Source organism: uncultured Oxalicibacterium sp., from assembly GCF_913776015.1.
Taxonomy (GTDB): Bacteria; Pseudomonadota; Gammaproteobacteria; order Burkholderiales; family Burkholderiaceae_D; genus Oxalicibacterium.
Map to the genome: position 1 here is coordinate 1 of NZ_CAJYMD010000055.1, position 14,614 is coordinate 14,614.

The 14,614-nt window shown below is 55.9% G+C and carries 7 protein-coding genes; 3 read left to right on the top strand and 4 right to left on the bottom strand.

All coding sequences use genetic code 11. The annotated features are described in order from the left end of the window. The 3 genes from QZ725_RS09850 to bcsG form a co-directional block, all read left to right on the top strand. On the top strand, positions 1 to 721 hold a 721-nt coding region (locus QZ725_RS09850; protein ID WP_293779034.1), incomplete at its 5' end, for a YoaK family protein. Positions 722 to 888: 167 nt separating this feature from the next. Continuing rightward, on the top strand, positions 889 to 3,513 hold the full coding sequence (bcsA, locus tag QZ725_RS09855; RefSeq protein ID WP_293779036.1) for a UDP-forming cellulose synthase catalytic subunit: 2,625 nt from the start codon (positions 889 to 891) through the stop codon (positions 3,511 to 3,513). An 18-nt stretch (positions 3,514 to 3,531) separates the two neighbouring features. Continuing rightward, positions 3,532 to 5,097 carry a cellulose biosynthesis protein BcsG gene (bcsG, locus tag QZ725_RS09860; protein ID WP_293779038.1) on the top strand — a complete coding sequence of 522 codons (1,566 nt, stop codon included), beginning with the start codon at positions 3,532 to 3,534 and terminating at the stop codon, positions 5,095 to 5,097. 183 nt (positions 5,098 to 5,280) lie between these two features. On the opposite strand, the gene QZ725_RS09865 is transcribed toward bcsG, so the two are convergent. The 4 genes from QZ725_RS09865 to hemN form a co-directional block, all read right to left on the bottom strand. After that, positions 5,281 to 9,297 (bottom strand): cellulose synthase subunit BcsC-related outer membrane protein, encoded by a 4,017-nt coding sequence (locus QZ725_RS09865; protein WP_293779040.1) that lies wholly within the window; start codon positions 9,295 to 9,297, stop codon positions 5,281 to 5,283. Next, positions 9,294 to 10,460 carry a cellulose synthase complex periplasmic endoglucanase BcsZ gene (bcsZ, locus tag QZ725_RS09870; protein WP_293779041.1) on the bottom strand — a complete coding sequence of 389 codons (1,167 nt, stop codon included), beginning with the start codon at positions 10,458 to 10,460 and terminating at the stop codon, positions 9,294 to 9,296. The genes QZ725_RS09865 and bcsZ overlap by 4 nt, the downstream gene beginning before the upstream one ends. A gap of 11 nt (positions 10,461 to 10,471) precedes the next feature. After that, positions 10,472 to 12,703: a cellulose biosynthesis cyclic di-GMP-binding regulatory protein BcsB gene (bcsB, locus tag QZ725_RS09875; RefSeq protein WP_293779042.1), complete on the bottom strand. Its 2,232-nt coding sequence runs from the start codon at positions 12,701 to 12,703 to the stop codon at positions 10,472 to 10,474. A gap of 394 nt (positions 12,704 to 13,097) precedes the next feature. After that, positions 13,098 to 14,546, bottom strand: coding sequence for an oxygen-independent coproporphyrinogen III oxidase (gene hemN, locus QZ725_RS09880; protein ID WP_293779044.1), 1,449 nt, complete (start codon positions 14,544 to 14,546; stop codon positions 13,098 to 13,100). Positions 14,547 to 14,614: the final 68 nt, after the last annotated feature.

The following is a 14,614-nucleotide window of genomic DNA, read 5'->3' on the forward strand; positions in this document are numbered from 1 at the left end:
GCGGCACGCCAATCGCCATCTTGGCGCCTTGCTTGCACTGGTTGCCGGTGCGGTCAACGCGGGCGGTTTTTTGGCTGTGCATCAATACACGTCGCACATGACGGGCTTTGTATCCGCCATCGCCGACAATCTTGTACTCGGCAATATCCTGTTGGTGCTGGGCGGCCTGGGCTCTATCCTCTCCTTCCTGTGCGGCGCAGCGACAACTGCCGTCATCGTCAACTGGAGCCGCCATCGTGGGCTGGGCAGCGTCTATGCGTTACCGTTGGTGATCGAGGCACTGCTGCTTCTACAATTCGGGTTGCTGGGTGCCAATCTCAATACCTTCATCGCCATCACACTACCGGCGACCGTGCTGCTGCTGTGCTTCATCATGGGATTGCAGAATGCGCTGGTCACCAAGATGTCGAGCGCCGAAATCCGTACAACACACGTTACCGGTGTCATTACCGATCTCGGCATCGAAATCGGCAAGATGATCTATTGGAATCGCAGCAACCACCGTCAGGCGGAAGGCTACGTACATGCTAACCCGGACAAGTTGCTGACGCTGGCGCTCCTCCTCAGCATGTTTTTCAGCGGTTGCCTGATCGGCGCAATCGGCTTCAAAACCTTCGGCTTTGCGACTGTGCTTCCCTTTTCTGCACTGCTGACGGGTATCGCGATCATGCCTCTGATTGATGATGTGTTGGCGTTGTGGCGACACCGTCCCCGCGCATGACATGGAGGCCATTAGCCCACCCTGATTTGCCCAGTTGTCGATCGACAGTTTTATCGGCCAGCGCCGGAGAAAATCCGCATTTCCCTCTGGCACGACGTTAGAATAATGTGAATGCCGGGCAAACGCCTGCCCCTACATCCCCTTCAACGCGCTACAGGCTTGAACACGTGGAAATATTCGTTTCCCCACAATCGACCGATGAGGAACGCTCGTTGACGAGTCCGTTCTGGTTTCGCACTGTATTGTGGCTGGCTACGCGTCTAGGCGTCAGCGATCCGGGGCAACTGCGTTGCTGGTTGAAAGCGCTGGTATTACGCCCCACCGACACCGCAGCAATACGGGTAGACCAGAAACAGATCGCACGCATTCCCATGCGCATTGCCGCCCATTTCGGCGTGCGCAATTACCGCTCTCCCGGCGAGTGGCTACGCTGCCTGCTGTTCGTACCAGCATCGCAACGTCTGGCCCACGAAAGCATTTTCCGACCGGGCCGGCTGGCAATGGAAACCACGGCTCGCTCCCTCGATTTAGGCAGTCGTGGCGCGCTGGCCATGTTCGGTTACGTCATTCTCTTCATCCAGAAAATTGGCGACTTCATGGCAGCGCGATTGCCCGATGTCGATTTCCTCAATCTCGAACAACGACTGGATCGCGTTGCAGACTCCCCCTTGTTTGCGCATCCTTTGATACGCGTTGCGGCCTTGCTGTTGTCGCTGGCCGTGTTCGGCATTGTGTGCACCACACCTTTTTCGTTGCAAGGCCAGGCTCTCTTCCTGCTCGCCTTGTGGACAGCGGCCATGTTCATTCGCCGCATTCCCGGCAACATGTCCAAACTGATTCTGATCGGCCTGTCGCTGTTTGCCTCGTTTCGTTATGCGTGGTGGCGCATTACATCAACGCTGAATCTCGATACGGGCTGGGAAATCTTTTTTTCCACACTGTTGCTGATGGCAGAGATCTATACCTGGCTCATTCTGCTGTTTGGCTATATTCAAACGGCATGGCCATTGAAACGGCCGTCGGTGGCGCTGCCAACAGATGTCTCGACTTATCCGACTGTCGATATCTATATCCCCACTTACAACGAACCGCTTGCGGTGGTCAAACCAACCGTGCTGGCGGCCAAGGGAATGGACTGGCCGCAAGACAAATTGCGCATCTTTCTGCTCGATGATGGACGTCGTCCGGCATTTCGCGCTTTTGCCGAAGAAGCTGGCGTGGAATACATCGTGCGCGACAACAATCGGCATGCCAAAGCCGGCAATCTGAACAATGCCCTCAAGATCACACATGGCGATTTCATTGCCATCTTCGATTGCGATCACTTGCCTACGCGCAGCTTTTTGCATGAATCCATCGGCTGGTTCGAGCGTGATCCACAGTGCGCGATGCTGCAGACACCACACCATTTCTTTTCGCCCGATCCGTTCGAACGCAATCTCTCGACTTTTCGTCGCGTTCCCAATGAAGGTGCGCTGTTCTATGGCCTGATTCAGGATGCCAACGATCTTTGGAACGCGACCTTCTTCTGCGGCTCCTGCGCGGTCATCCGACGCGCGCCGCTCGAAGAGATCGGCGGTATCGCAGTCGAAACCGTTACCGAAGATGCCCATACGGCGCTCAAGCTGCATCGACTCGGCTACACGACTGCCTACATCAACACCCCGCTGGCTGCCGGCTTGGCGACGGAAAGCCTGTCCAGCCATGTGGGGCAACGTATTCGCTGGGCACGCGGCATGGCGCAGATTTTCCGTATCGACAATCCCTTCCTGGGCAAGGGACTGAGCTTCTTCCAGCGCATCTGCTACGGCAATGCCATGCTGCATTTCTTCTACGGCATCCCGCGCCTGATCTTCCTGACAGCGCCGCTCGCCTATTTGTATTTCGAACTGCATCTGATCAATGCCGCTGCCGCCATGATCGCGCTATATGTGGCGCCACATCTCATCATGGCGAATCTGGCGAATGCCCACATCCAGGGCGCACATCGCCACACTTTCTGGGCCGAAGTGTATGAGACGGTGCTGGCCTGGTACATCGCGTTGCCAACCACCATTGCGATGTTCAATCCATCCGCCGGAACGTTCAACGTGACCGCCAAGGGCGGCCTCATCACACGCGAATATTTCGACTGGAGCATTTCGCGGCCTTACATCCTGCTGATCATTCTCAACTTCGGCGGGCTGATGGCAGGTATCGTGCGCATGTTTTATCTCAATACAGGCGAAGTCGGTACGGTGCTGCTCAACATGGTCTGGACCTTGTACAACTTCCTGATGCTGGGTGTGGCAGTCGGTGTGGCAACCGAAACGCGTCAGGTGCGTACCGCACATCGCGTCACGTCCCGCTTGCCGGCAACATTGCGCTTGCAGGATGGCAGCCTCATCTCAACCTTCACGCAGGATTACTCTCTCACCGGCCTGGGTCTCGAACTGCCGGGCGATCCTCTGCTAGAGGTAGGCGATCACGTTGCCATATCCTTGTGGGACAAGAACATCGAGCATGTTTTCCCGGCGCACGTGATTGTGCGCAAGGCCGGCAGTGTCGGCCTGCAATTTGATCCCCTGACCAACGAGCAGGAAGCCAAACTAGTGCAATGTACCTTTGCTCGGGCCGATGCCTGGGTCGGCTGGAAGAACGATCAAGATGCCGATCGTCCGATGCAAGGCTTGCATGAAATTTTCACGCTGGGCGTGGTGGGCTATCGCAAGTTGCTGCACATTCTGTCCGAGGGATTCAAATCAAGACAATCCGAACTGTTTGCCCTGCTGGGCAAGCGGTTCGGCAGATAATCATCAGAAAGCGCCTGCATGCAATATTGGAGCCTCTATTTTTTCGCCAAGTTCGGCCTCTTTCTGGCGGACTCGATCCGTTTCAGTTGGCCACTGAATCTCTTGCTCGCCATTTTTGTCAGCTTGCGTTTTAAGGAGCGCAAATGGCGCATCGCCAAACATCTGATCGCCATTCCGCTAGCGCTCGCCCTGCTTTATCGTGAATCCAATCTGCCGCCGATCGGCCGTGCGCTTGCAGCGGCCAAGGATGTTGCCGGATTCAGCCCTGCCTATCTGATGGAGTTGATCGGTCGCTTCGTCCATCTGTCCGATATTCTGATCGTCGTCGCGATGCTGATCATGTATCGCCTACTATCGAGCCGCGTACGTTTCACGAGTTTTGCGTTTGCCGCCATCCTGTTGGTACCGCTGATTTCGCACTTCCAGAAACAGGACGATGACAAGGCACAATATCTGGCAGTCAAGGCCAATGAAGCCGTTGCCAATCGCCAAGACCCGGCTTCGCTGCTGGATGCGTTCTATACCGAAGAACGCGCACGTGCACCGATCAAGCTTCCGTCCGCTTCTGGGCAAACACTTCCCTTCGATGTCGTGCTGCTGCATATTTGTTCACTCTCGTGGGACGATCTGGCGTTCGTTGGAGAGGCCGACCCAAGCGTTCTGAAACGCTTCGACGTGATCTTCCGCAACTTCAACTCGGCGGCCAGTTACAGCGGTCCAGCAGCGTTGCGTCTGCTACGTGGCACCTGCGGTCAGTCACCACACGCATCGCTTTACGCAGCCGATCCGGATGAATGCTCTTTGTTCAAGAATTTCACGGCAGCCGGCTACGATGTGCAGGCTGTACTCAATCATGATGGCGTCTTTGGCCGTTTCGCCGATGACATTCAAGCGTATTCCGGCTTGCCAGTAACCGTCGCGGAAGGCAAATGGGGAGAAATTGCCATGCGCAGTTTCGATGGCCGTCCTATCTATGGTGATCTCTCGGTTCTCTCCAAATGGTGGGAGCAGCATCGCGGCCCAACTTCGGTAGCCGCGTCGGCTAAACCGACCGCGCTCTACTACAACACCATCACCCTGCACGATGGCAACATCATCGCCGGCGTGCAAGGTAGCAGCATGCAAACTTACAAACGCCGTCTGGACAAGATGCTGGCCGACTTCGACCGTTTCATCGCCCAACTGGAAGCGGCAGGTCGACCGGTCGTCGTCATCATGGTGCCGGAGCATGGTGCCGCATTGCGCGGCGACAAGATGCAGATCGCGGGCATGCGTGAAATCCCCAATCCCAAGGTCACACTGGTGCCAGCGGCAGTCAAAGTCATCGGCATGAAAAAGAATACGGAATCGGCACCGCCGATCTTCGTCGATCGCCCAACCAGCTACACCGCCGTCTTCACACTGCTCGCCAACATCATGAACCGTGAAGCGGCAAGTCTGGATACCTTGCAGTTGTCCGACATCGCGCGCGGACTACCGACCACGCGTTTCGTCAGCGAAAATGAAAAGATCGTCGTCATGCAAGGCGAAAACGACTTCTTCATGCGTTCGCCCGAAGGAACCTGGATCAAATACGCGAACTGAGCATCTGCGCCGGATCATGAGCCAGTGCGGTCAGAGCAAGAACGCCGTTACGAGTTGCTCCGTAACGGCGTTCTTGTTTTAAGCCAACAGGTTTGCTGTGGCAATACCACTCAGCTTGTCTGGCTTAAGCGAAAAACATGCGTATTGTTGGTCCGCTCATTCCGTGCAATTGCGTAGCAACCATCAATATCGCGAATACGGCGTCACCGTATCCGGCCACAAACTCACCTGGCCTGTCTGCGGCTTGAAGTGGTAACGCAGATAAAGAAGAAGCGAACTCGGCGTGTAATAGGCCGAACGATCAACATCCACTCGACCGCCCATGGTCAGGTGGGGCGTCAAGCGGTACTCGCTGACGGCACGGAACGAATAACCGAACCCGCCACCATTGCCTCCCGGATGAATCGCACTACCGTAGTAGGCAGGAAACAAGGCACTGTTTTGTGCAGCCTGTTGCAAGTCGGGATCGTTTGGATACAGGAGCGCATCGTCTTCTTTTGTATGCGAGTACGAAACACTGGCACGCACCATGTACGAAAGACGCTCTTCCCGCCCATTGATCTGCAACGGCACCGATACCGAGGTGCTTTCCTGCGGACTGTAATAACCGCCATGCCCAAAGGTATAGAAAGACTGATTATTGTCATACTGCAGATAGGACAGCGTGACGCCACTATTGACGATCAGATCCTTGTTGCGATACAGATCACGATCAAAACCGGTGCGCACACTCAATCGGTCGTTATCCTTGGTATTGCGACCACGCAATTGACCGTAGGAAGCACTGGCGAATACGTAATGATCGGCAATACGCGTCGACAAGCTGGCCGTTACAGCCGTATCCGTCACGCCACCCCAGGTCTTCCCTGTCACCGGATCGACCGCCCCGGCATAGGACAAGAGACTCGATACTTGCGGACGACGCGAAACGCCAATCGTGTAATCCACGCCCTCGACCGACCAGCGACGCTGCACGCCACCCACAACATTGGACACAGGGAAGCCCATGCCGATTACACCAATGTCATAGCGCCATTCGTCCCCCTGGTAGCCAACACCAACCGATGTGCCCGATGCCCGCTGGCGTACCGATGCCGGCAAGTCGGTTTGTGTCAGATCGACCGTACCGAACAGTGATGCATCATAAAAATTGGCCGGCAAGCTACCCGCATTGATATCCACCTGATCGACATGCAGGAAGGCATGTCCGTCATACCCCACCGGCATCCACGCCACCATCGGAATCTCCCGTCCGCGGAAGGTCGATGTACCATCCGACGACGATTTGGTCAGCAGGTCGAGCCCGACTTCGATACGCGGCTGGCGACGTGCCTCGATTTCCAGAATTTCTGCCCGCGCCTGATCGCGTACCGGATTGCCACTAGAGCGCAACACCGGCAAATCGCTTGTCGTGCCAGCTTCACCCAACGAGCTTGCCATCTTGAGCCAAGGACGATCCTGCCCGGAACTGACCGCTTCGGAATGACGTGGCGCTTCAGCAGGTAACAAATTCAGCAAGGGACCAGACGCGGCTTTTTCTGCCGGCTTTTTCTCTTCCAGGGTTTTAACCGCCAGGTTCTCGCTGACTTTCAGATACTGAATTGCCTCGGCATAGTTGCGTGCACCCCGTGCAGCGCGTCCCTGCAGGAAGCGCACTTCAGGTTGATCAGGAAAGCGTTCAGCAAGATCGGCCAGCATCCGGTTAGCCGTCGCGTAATCATCGATGCGAATCAGCAAGCGTGCAACCTCGAGTCTGGATGAAAAGTCATCCGCACGCGTCATGGACAACACTTCTGCCGCTTCCTGACGCGCCAGACGCATTTCACGTGCATCGTAATAAGCGATCGTCAAATCACTGCGCACTTCGGTATCGTTGGGATGACGCGCCTTGAGTTCCTTGAGCAAGATAATCGCCTGATCCGGTTTGCGCACAATCAGCCATTGCCGCGCCAGGGTACGCAAGGAACTGTCGTTTTGTTCCCCCTCAGCACGCTGTGCCACGCGGCGGCGCGCATCGCCGATCATGCCGGCATCCGTCATGCGCACCAGATCACGATCCTGTAAGGCATTGCGAATTTCACGCAAGCGCAAGACATTTGGCGCCAGTGGATCCGCTTTCGATTGCTGCGCTACCACATCGTCCAGTTGCGGCATGAAAGCCTGCAACTCTTCATCCTTGCCAGCCCGATTGAGCAAGGAGGCGTAATACAACTGATTCTCCACCGGGCTGGACGGCTTCAGGCGACTCTTCATGAGTGCCAATCCGCGCTCCGGCTGATCGAAGGAAAACCAGGCTTCTGCTACCTGTTCGATGGCGGTCATGCCTGGCTGATTGGTCGCAATGCGTTCAGCTTGCGCCATGATTTCGCGTGCTTCTTCCGGAAGATCGCGGCCCAATGCCAATCTTGCATCTTCGACTGCCAGATTCAATCCGGCACGTACTTCTGTGTCCTTCATGCCTTGCGTCCGGTCTTTTTCGACAATCGTCGCCAACTCCTGCAAGGCCGCCTTATTGTCGCCCTGACTGATCAGATTGAGCGCGTTGGCATAACGCATACCCGGATCCTTGGGAGCGAGCTGTACGCCCTCTTCCATGACGCGCCGCGCCAAGGCTGGCAGATTCAGGCTGTCATACACTTTTGCCAGAGTGAAACGATGCCAGGGATCGGCGGGTTGCAACACGATTGCCGCTTCCAGCGACTGAATCGCATGGCTGGGACGCCCTGCAGCCAGATAGGTATCAGCCTCTTCTCTCAGCAAATCGGCTCTTACACCGGCATATTTATTTTCTTGTTTGGGAAAGCGCTGCGCAAAAGCATCAAGCAAGGCATGGGCCTCTTCGCGATGGTCACTGCGTGCCAGCAAGCTGACGAGACCACGCATGGCGCGACCGTTATCCGGTTCGCGTTTCAAGGCATCGCGGAACAGCGATTCTGCTTCTTTATTATCACCATCGGCCAGTCGAATATTGGCCAGCAATGCCAAAGCATCGACATCGTTGGGACGCAAACTCAGCGCATTGCGCACCATCGCTTCGGCTTCCAGCAAGCGCTGCTGCTCAAGCAACTGGTCGGCGGCACGCATGTTTTGCGCGAAGCGCGTGGTGACGATCATCTCGCGCCATTCGCGGCTGCCACCAGGCGTCGCACGGTTGGCACGCACGAACCATTCGTCGGCAGCGGCATGATCGCCACGCTTGAAACGGATCATGCCCAAGCCACCCAATATCTGCGGGTCATCGGCACGAACACGCAACAGCCGTTGCAATTGTGCCTCCGCCGCATCCAGATCGCCCTTGTTCAGTGCTTCAAGCGCACGTCCACGTGCCACGATATTGGGGTCGGTAGAGGCCAGATCGCTAACGACGGCCGAGCCGCCCGCGGCGGCAACGCGATGTTCTTCCTCGGCATTGCGCTGCACGGATGCAATTTGCGTCACCATGGCCTGATCGTCCGGGAAGACGCTCAGATAACGGCGAATCGCAGCGACCGTTCGCGCATCATTCGGCAAACGATAAAGATTAAGCCGCCAGGCTTCCTGCAATCGCCGCGTATTGATGCTAGGCGCGCGCGCCAGTTCTTCGTATCCCTTAATCGCGGCGTGACGATTATCGTAGTTGTTGGCCAGGATATTGAGTTGGCCGAGTCGATAGCGGACATCTCCAGTTTCGCGATACAACTGCCCGAGCGCGTTTGCCGCTTGCGCTGCATTGCGCGGCGCACTGCCGATGATGCTGTAATACTCAAGCGCGGCCTCACCATGCGGCGGGCCATTCGGATAGAGTTGCTTGAGCAACTGTCCGGCTTCATCGATCTGACCTGCCCGGGCCAACAAACGCATGCGAGCGACCGTATCCTTGTCATACGTCGCCAAGCGATAACTGTTGCGCAAATCGGCAAGGAATGGACTGTTGGGTGCAACTTTTTCCAGTTGTTGCAGATAGCCCAGTGCTTCGGCATTACGACCACTACGCAAAGCGATCTCGCCCAGCATCGACAACACTTGGGGTGCATCCGGTTTGATCAACAGTGCCTTTTGCAAAAAATCACGTGCGAGATCGGGCCGGTCCTTGCCGTCCCAGAGCGTGGCGGCTTGCAGCAAGGCTTTGATATTTTCATCCTGCGACGATGTCGCAGCCAAGACAGGCTCAGCAATCGTTCCGGACAGTACCATCGCCAGAAACAAAGAACGCAGTTTCATCGGCAAGTCTCCCACTGCGGCAGCAAGCGGCCATTGCGAGCGAACGCGTAACGTTGCTCCATCCAGCCAGCAGCAAACAATCCAAGCACCTGACCGTAATAGGCATCATCGGCAATCGGCGTCACTGCCAGACGTTGCTTTTGTTGTGCCAAGGCTTGCGTACGGCCCGCCGCCACAAGAAAAGGCAACATGGCCGCCGAAAACCCGGGCGGCCCGGCACGCTTGAATGTGCCGTTGCGAATATCAACCGATTCGGGTGGATACCCTTGTTGTTCGACGAGGTTGGCCATCGGTGCAAACCGCGCCAACAAGGCAGCACGATCATCGCACTCGGGGTGCAACATGCCTGCCCACAAATAAACGCGAATGGCATTGTAGGCGCCCTCGCCTTTTTCATCGCCGATCTCGTCGATGCGGAAGCCCTTGTCCTTCTCGTAAATAATCCAGTCGGGAGAAAAACCTTTAGCGGCCGATTCCAAAATGACGCGCCGCGAAGAAGCCAGCAGTTTGTTCCAGCGCGGATCATGACCAACCTGCACAAACCATTGCATGATTTGCAGCGGCATATAGCTGGGATTCAGCCGCCAACTGGTCGAAGTCGGTAAGAAACCAAGCGGGCCCGGCAATAGCGTCAGGCCCAGTCCGGGAATGTCGGACGTTTCTTCACGCAGAATGCGGCTCGCAAGCAATGACGACAACGCGACGTAACGCCGGTTGTTCCATAGTCGCCCCGCTTCACCCAACGCGTAGGCAATCCACAAATCCGAATCCGACGCTGCATTGCGATCGATTACCCCCCAGCTGCCATCCTTGTTGCGCCCCCACAGCCAGGCAGGCAAGCGTGCCGTCAAATCGCCATCGGCCAGATTGTTTTCGGTCCAAGCAAGCACACGATCGAAAGTCTGACGATCATTGGCGAGCAGTGCAAAGAACAAGGCATAGGATTGCCCTTCGGATGTCGTTCCCTTGCTTTCAAGGCTGGCATCGACGACACGGCCATCAGGGCCCAGAAAATTCTTCTTGAAGTTTTCCCAAGCTGTCCAACGACGCGTGCAGGATGCCCCGGACGCGGCAAGTGACGGCATAGAAGACATCCCGCCTGCCATTGCAACCATACCGGCAAGATGCCGCAACGAACGACGGCGCGAGGTGGAAAGGCGCATGTCCTTCACCATCAGTGCGCATCGTCCCGCTTCAGACGGCGTGCCGCCAATTTGCGCAAGGCGCGGAAGGCAAACAGGGCAATCAGAATAGAGACGATAATGCCGAACATGGCAACCAGGATGGGATGCTTGTTGAAGTAAAACCAGATCCAGCGATACCAAGGCAGATGTCCGATGTAATAGACATCATTCGATGTACGAAACGCCTGCACCTGTGCACCACCAATCAAGGTCAGATCGCCGCGCACGCTACGCGCCTTGCCCGGATCCTGGATCGCGTTCAAGGTATCCGGCAGCAAATCGGCATTGGTCGCCGTCAACGCCACCACGCTGCGGCCTTTTGTCAAAGGCGATTCGAAACCTAGGATGGCGGCCAGCGGACCATCACCGCTCCAGGTGGAATTGGCACCCTGAATCGGTTTGGGCGAACGATCGATTCCGAACCAATCGTAGAACGCATTGACGGCACCACTGAGTGGACCAAAGCTGCGCTCGGCCGCACCGATCATCGCCGGCATGGATTTGCCCCATTGGTCGAGAATGCCCTTGGCACCGCTGTCCGAAATCAGCAGCACGTCCGTATCACCCACCTTTTCCAGATCACGCGCGGCAAGCAACTTGTAATACGTCGCCGGCGCGCCAGTCGACGCGCCCATCTTGCCCATCACGCCCAGGAAGGTGGCAATTTCCGCAACCTTGGGTTGATCTGGAATGACGACCGTGGTTTCTGCCAGATCGGCAAACTTGGTGAAGGGGAAGCCGTTATTGGCGAAGAAAGACAAATTCGGCATGGCGGCATAATGATCGAACTTCGACAGATCCAGTGTCGAGTCAGGATCGATTTCGGCACGGCTTTCGCTCAGATTCGTCGCCCGGCAATGTCCTGCATCGGCGGGTGGAATATCGAAGCGGAACACCAGACGATTGTTGCTGCCGACAAGGAATGCAGGAATGTTGAGCTTGCTCTGCGTGGCCGACATATCTTCACCAAGAAGCGGCAATTGCAGGCGACTCGCACCGTCACGACGGCTGTTGGTCAGCGGAACCGTATCGACATATTCGTCATTGATTTCAATGTTGAGGCGCGCGTTATCGCCATCCATCACAGGCGTATGACGATATTTAAGATTGAGCAACACGCCCTTGGTATCCCAACCGAACAGATCGGATGGCATGCGCGCATTCAGCGCAATCCCTCCCAGTACGATGCCACGTGTCTGCAAATCGAGCGGATTCTGCACCAGTTCACCGAAGCGCACAGGACGTCCGACCGGAATCCAGCGGGGCACGTCATATGCAGCCTTGCGCGTCGGATATTTGACATCCTTGATAGTGATACTGGTGCCGCTCATGGCTGCTTCACCGAACGTGAGGGCATCGGCAGCCAGTTGCAGATCGGCCGCATTGCGCCCGAGAATCAACAAGAGTTTTTGCGAAGGTTCGGTTGGATGCGCGATCATCGAAATGGTCGGCGCATTGACCTTCGGAACATTGGCTAAATAAGACGGTCGCTGATCGTTGGTCAGAAAGACGATGGCGTGCCGACTGGGCAAGCCGTTGAGATAGGTGGGAAAACGCGCGTGACGATAATCCGCATGGTTACCGAACCAGGAAGCCACGACACCGGCAGCACGCAGCGTGGCGATATCGGGCTGGCCGGCAAACACGAATGGCAAATTGAGTCGACTGTTGTCGCGCACATCGAAGAACGGTGCCGGAAAGATGGACAGATCGTTATTCAGCACCACAGGCCGGTAATCCATTTCCAGCGTGCTCTGATTACTAATACTGGCCCACAGACTCGAATGGAATGGTACTTCACATTCCATCGTGTAATGACCGATCAACTGAAACCGCAGCTTGTTGTAATCGCTCATGAAGCGCGGATCCAGTTCCAGCGTCAGGCGTTGTGGTGCGAGTACGGTTTCGCGCGTGACGGGAATCACCTGCACGACTTCATCGTTGATGAAGACCTTCAAATGCGAGATGCCGGGCAAAAGTGCCGGCGACAAGGTGTAATTGAGATTCAGTCGCGCCCGGCTGACAATCTCGTCGAGCCGCACACTGAAACCGATTTCGGCAGAACCATCGATTCCGCGCAGGTCAATCGGTCGTGCTATCCCCAGACGTTCAAACGTGATGACGGCCTTGCGTGCTGCGCCATTTGCCAACGGCAACGATTGCGCATCCGTCGTATCTGTGACAACGGATGCTGGTTGCGACCATGCTGGCAGAGCGGTCACGCCGAGCAAAAGCAGGCACAGAAAACGGTTTCTAAAGGATGAGGCGCTTCTTGAAATCGATGGCATAGGATGAATGGATGAGCGATCGTTGGACAACAGGGTCGTTTTCCGTTTACATCACCATTGCTTTCCTTCTGACAAGCCATGTAACCATGTATTTCAGAAAGATTTTGCGGCAATGTTTCCCTTCGAAAAGGAGTTATTGCCTTGATTGTATGCAGAGAAACTACTTTTGATCACTAAAAAATTTAACGTTTTTTTGAACATGATGACCTGCGTGAAATGCCAGTAGTCGATCCAAAATAATCATCCGGATCGCAAAGCGCGGTTTCATGCGGGTTGCAGCCGGCTATCGATTTCGACAACCGGCTGCATCAATGAAAAAAGATCGGGATCAGATCGTACGCGAATACCGTTGTATGGATACGGCAGGAACAGGAAGTGTCTCGGTGGTCTTGCGAGGAAGACGTAAATAGCGGTCGAAGACCATGCAGATATTACGAATCAATAGACGGCCCTTGGGCGTTACCGTGATCCATTCCTGATCCAGCGTCAGCAAGCCATCGCGTTCCAGTTGCTGCAGTTCGACGAATTCAAGGGCGAAGTAGGAAGCGAATGTAATCGGATAAGCCTGCTCAATGGCCGACATCGACAGTTCGAAATTACACATCAGCATCTGGATCACGCTACGTCGCAACAGATCGTCCGTACCGAGTTGCAAGCCACGCACGATCGGCAATTCCCCCTGCTCGATGCGTTCGTAATACTCGTCCAACGTTTTCGCATTCTGGCTGTAGGTCGCACCCACGGCACCAATGGCAGAAACGCCACAGGCGATCAGGTCCGATTCTGCATGCGTCGAATACCCCTGAAAATTGCGATGCAGCCGGCCGTGTCGTTGCGCGACAGACAAGGCATCGTCAGGCCGGGCAAAATGGTCCATGCCGATATAGACATAACCAGCCTGTGTCAGTCGTTCTATGCACAACGCCAGCATCGCCAGTTTGGTATCGCCGGCAGGCAGATCATGATCTGCAATACGGCGCTGCGGCTTGAACAGATGGGGTAGATGCGCGTAGTTGTAGACCGCTATGCGGTCCGGCCCGGCGTCGATCACCTTGTCAAGCGTGCGCGCGATGGTTTCCAGTGTCTGCCTTGGCAAACCGTAAATCAGATCGATGCTGATCGAACGGAAACCGGCCTGACGAGCGGCATCGATAACATCCAGAGTTTCCGCCTCGGGTTGGATCCGATTGACAGCTTCCTGTACTGCCGGCTCGAAATCCTGCACACCAAGGCTGATGCGATTGAATCCCTGGCGACGCAGCGTGGCGATACGCTCCCGGCTGACAGTACGCGGATCGACCTCGATCGAATATTCGCCTTCCGTATCAGGGGCGAAGCTGAACCAGCGATGCAGATGCTGCATCAGCTCATCCATCTGCGCATCGCTGAGATAAGTCGGCGTACCACCGCCGAAATGCAATTGCTCGACGGTATTGACACCGGCCAGCAAGCGGCCATGCATGTCGATTTCACGCTTCAGGTAATGCAGATAGGTCGCTGCCTTGCTGCGGTCGCGCGTAACTACCTTGTTGCAACCACAGTAGTAACAAATGGATTGGCAGAACGGCACGTGAATGTAGAGCGACAAGGGACGCAAGGTGCCACGCACAATCGCACCGGTCACGGTTTGCAGATAATCGCGGTAAGCAAATTCCGGCGTAAAGCGATCCGCTGTCGGGTAGGACGTGTAGCGAGGCCCGGCGCGGTCCAGCCGCTTGATCAGAGCCGTGTCGAATTCGACCTTCATTCCGCCCGTTGTTTCATTGAAATCCGTCATGCGCATCACTCCGTACCGTGGCACGGCATTCCCGGCCACCACTATGCGCACAGTGTAGAGATCAGCCT

Coding starts and splice junctions, on each gene's coding strand:
- bcsZ (WP_293779041.1), bottom strand. CDS start 10,460: ATGCGCCTTTCCACCTCGCGCCGTCGTTCGTTGCGGCATCTTGCCGGT.
- bcsG (WP_293779038.1), top strand. CDS start 3,532: ATGCAATATTGGAGCCTCTATTTTTTCGCCAAGTTCGGCCTCTTTCTG.
- hemN (WP_293779044.1), bottom strand. CDS start 14,546: ATGACGGATTTCAATGAAACAACGGGCGGAATGAAGGTCGAATTCGAC.
- QZ725_RS09865 (WP_293779040.1), bottom strand. CDS start 9,297: ATGAAACTGCGTTCTTTGTTTCTGGCGATGGTACTGTCCGGAACGATT.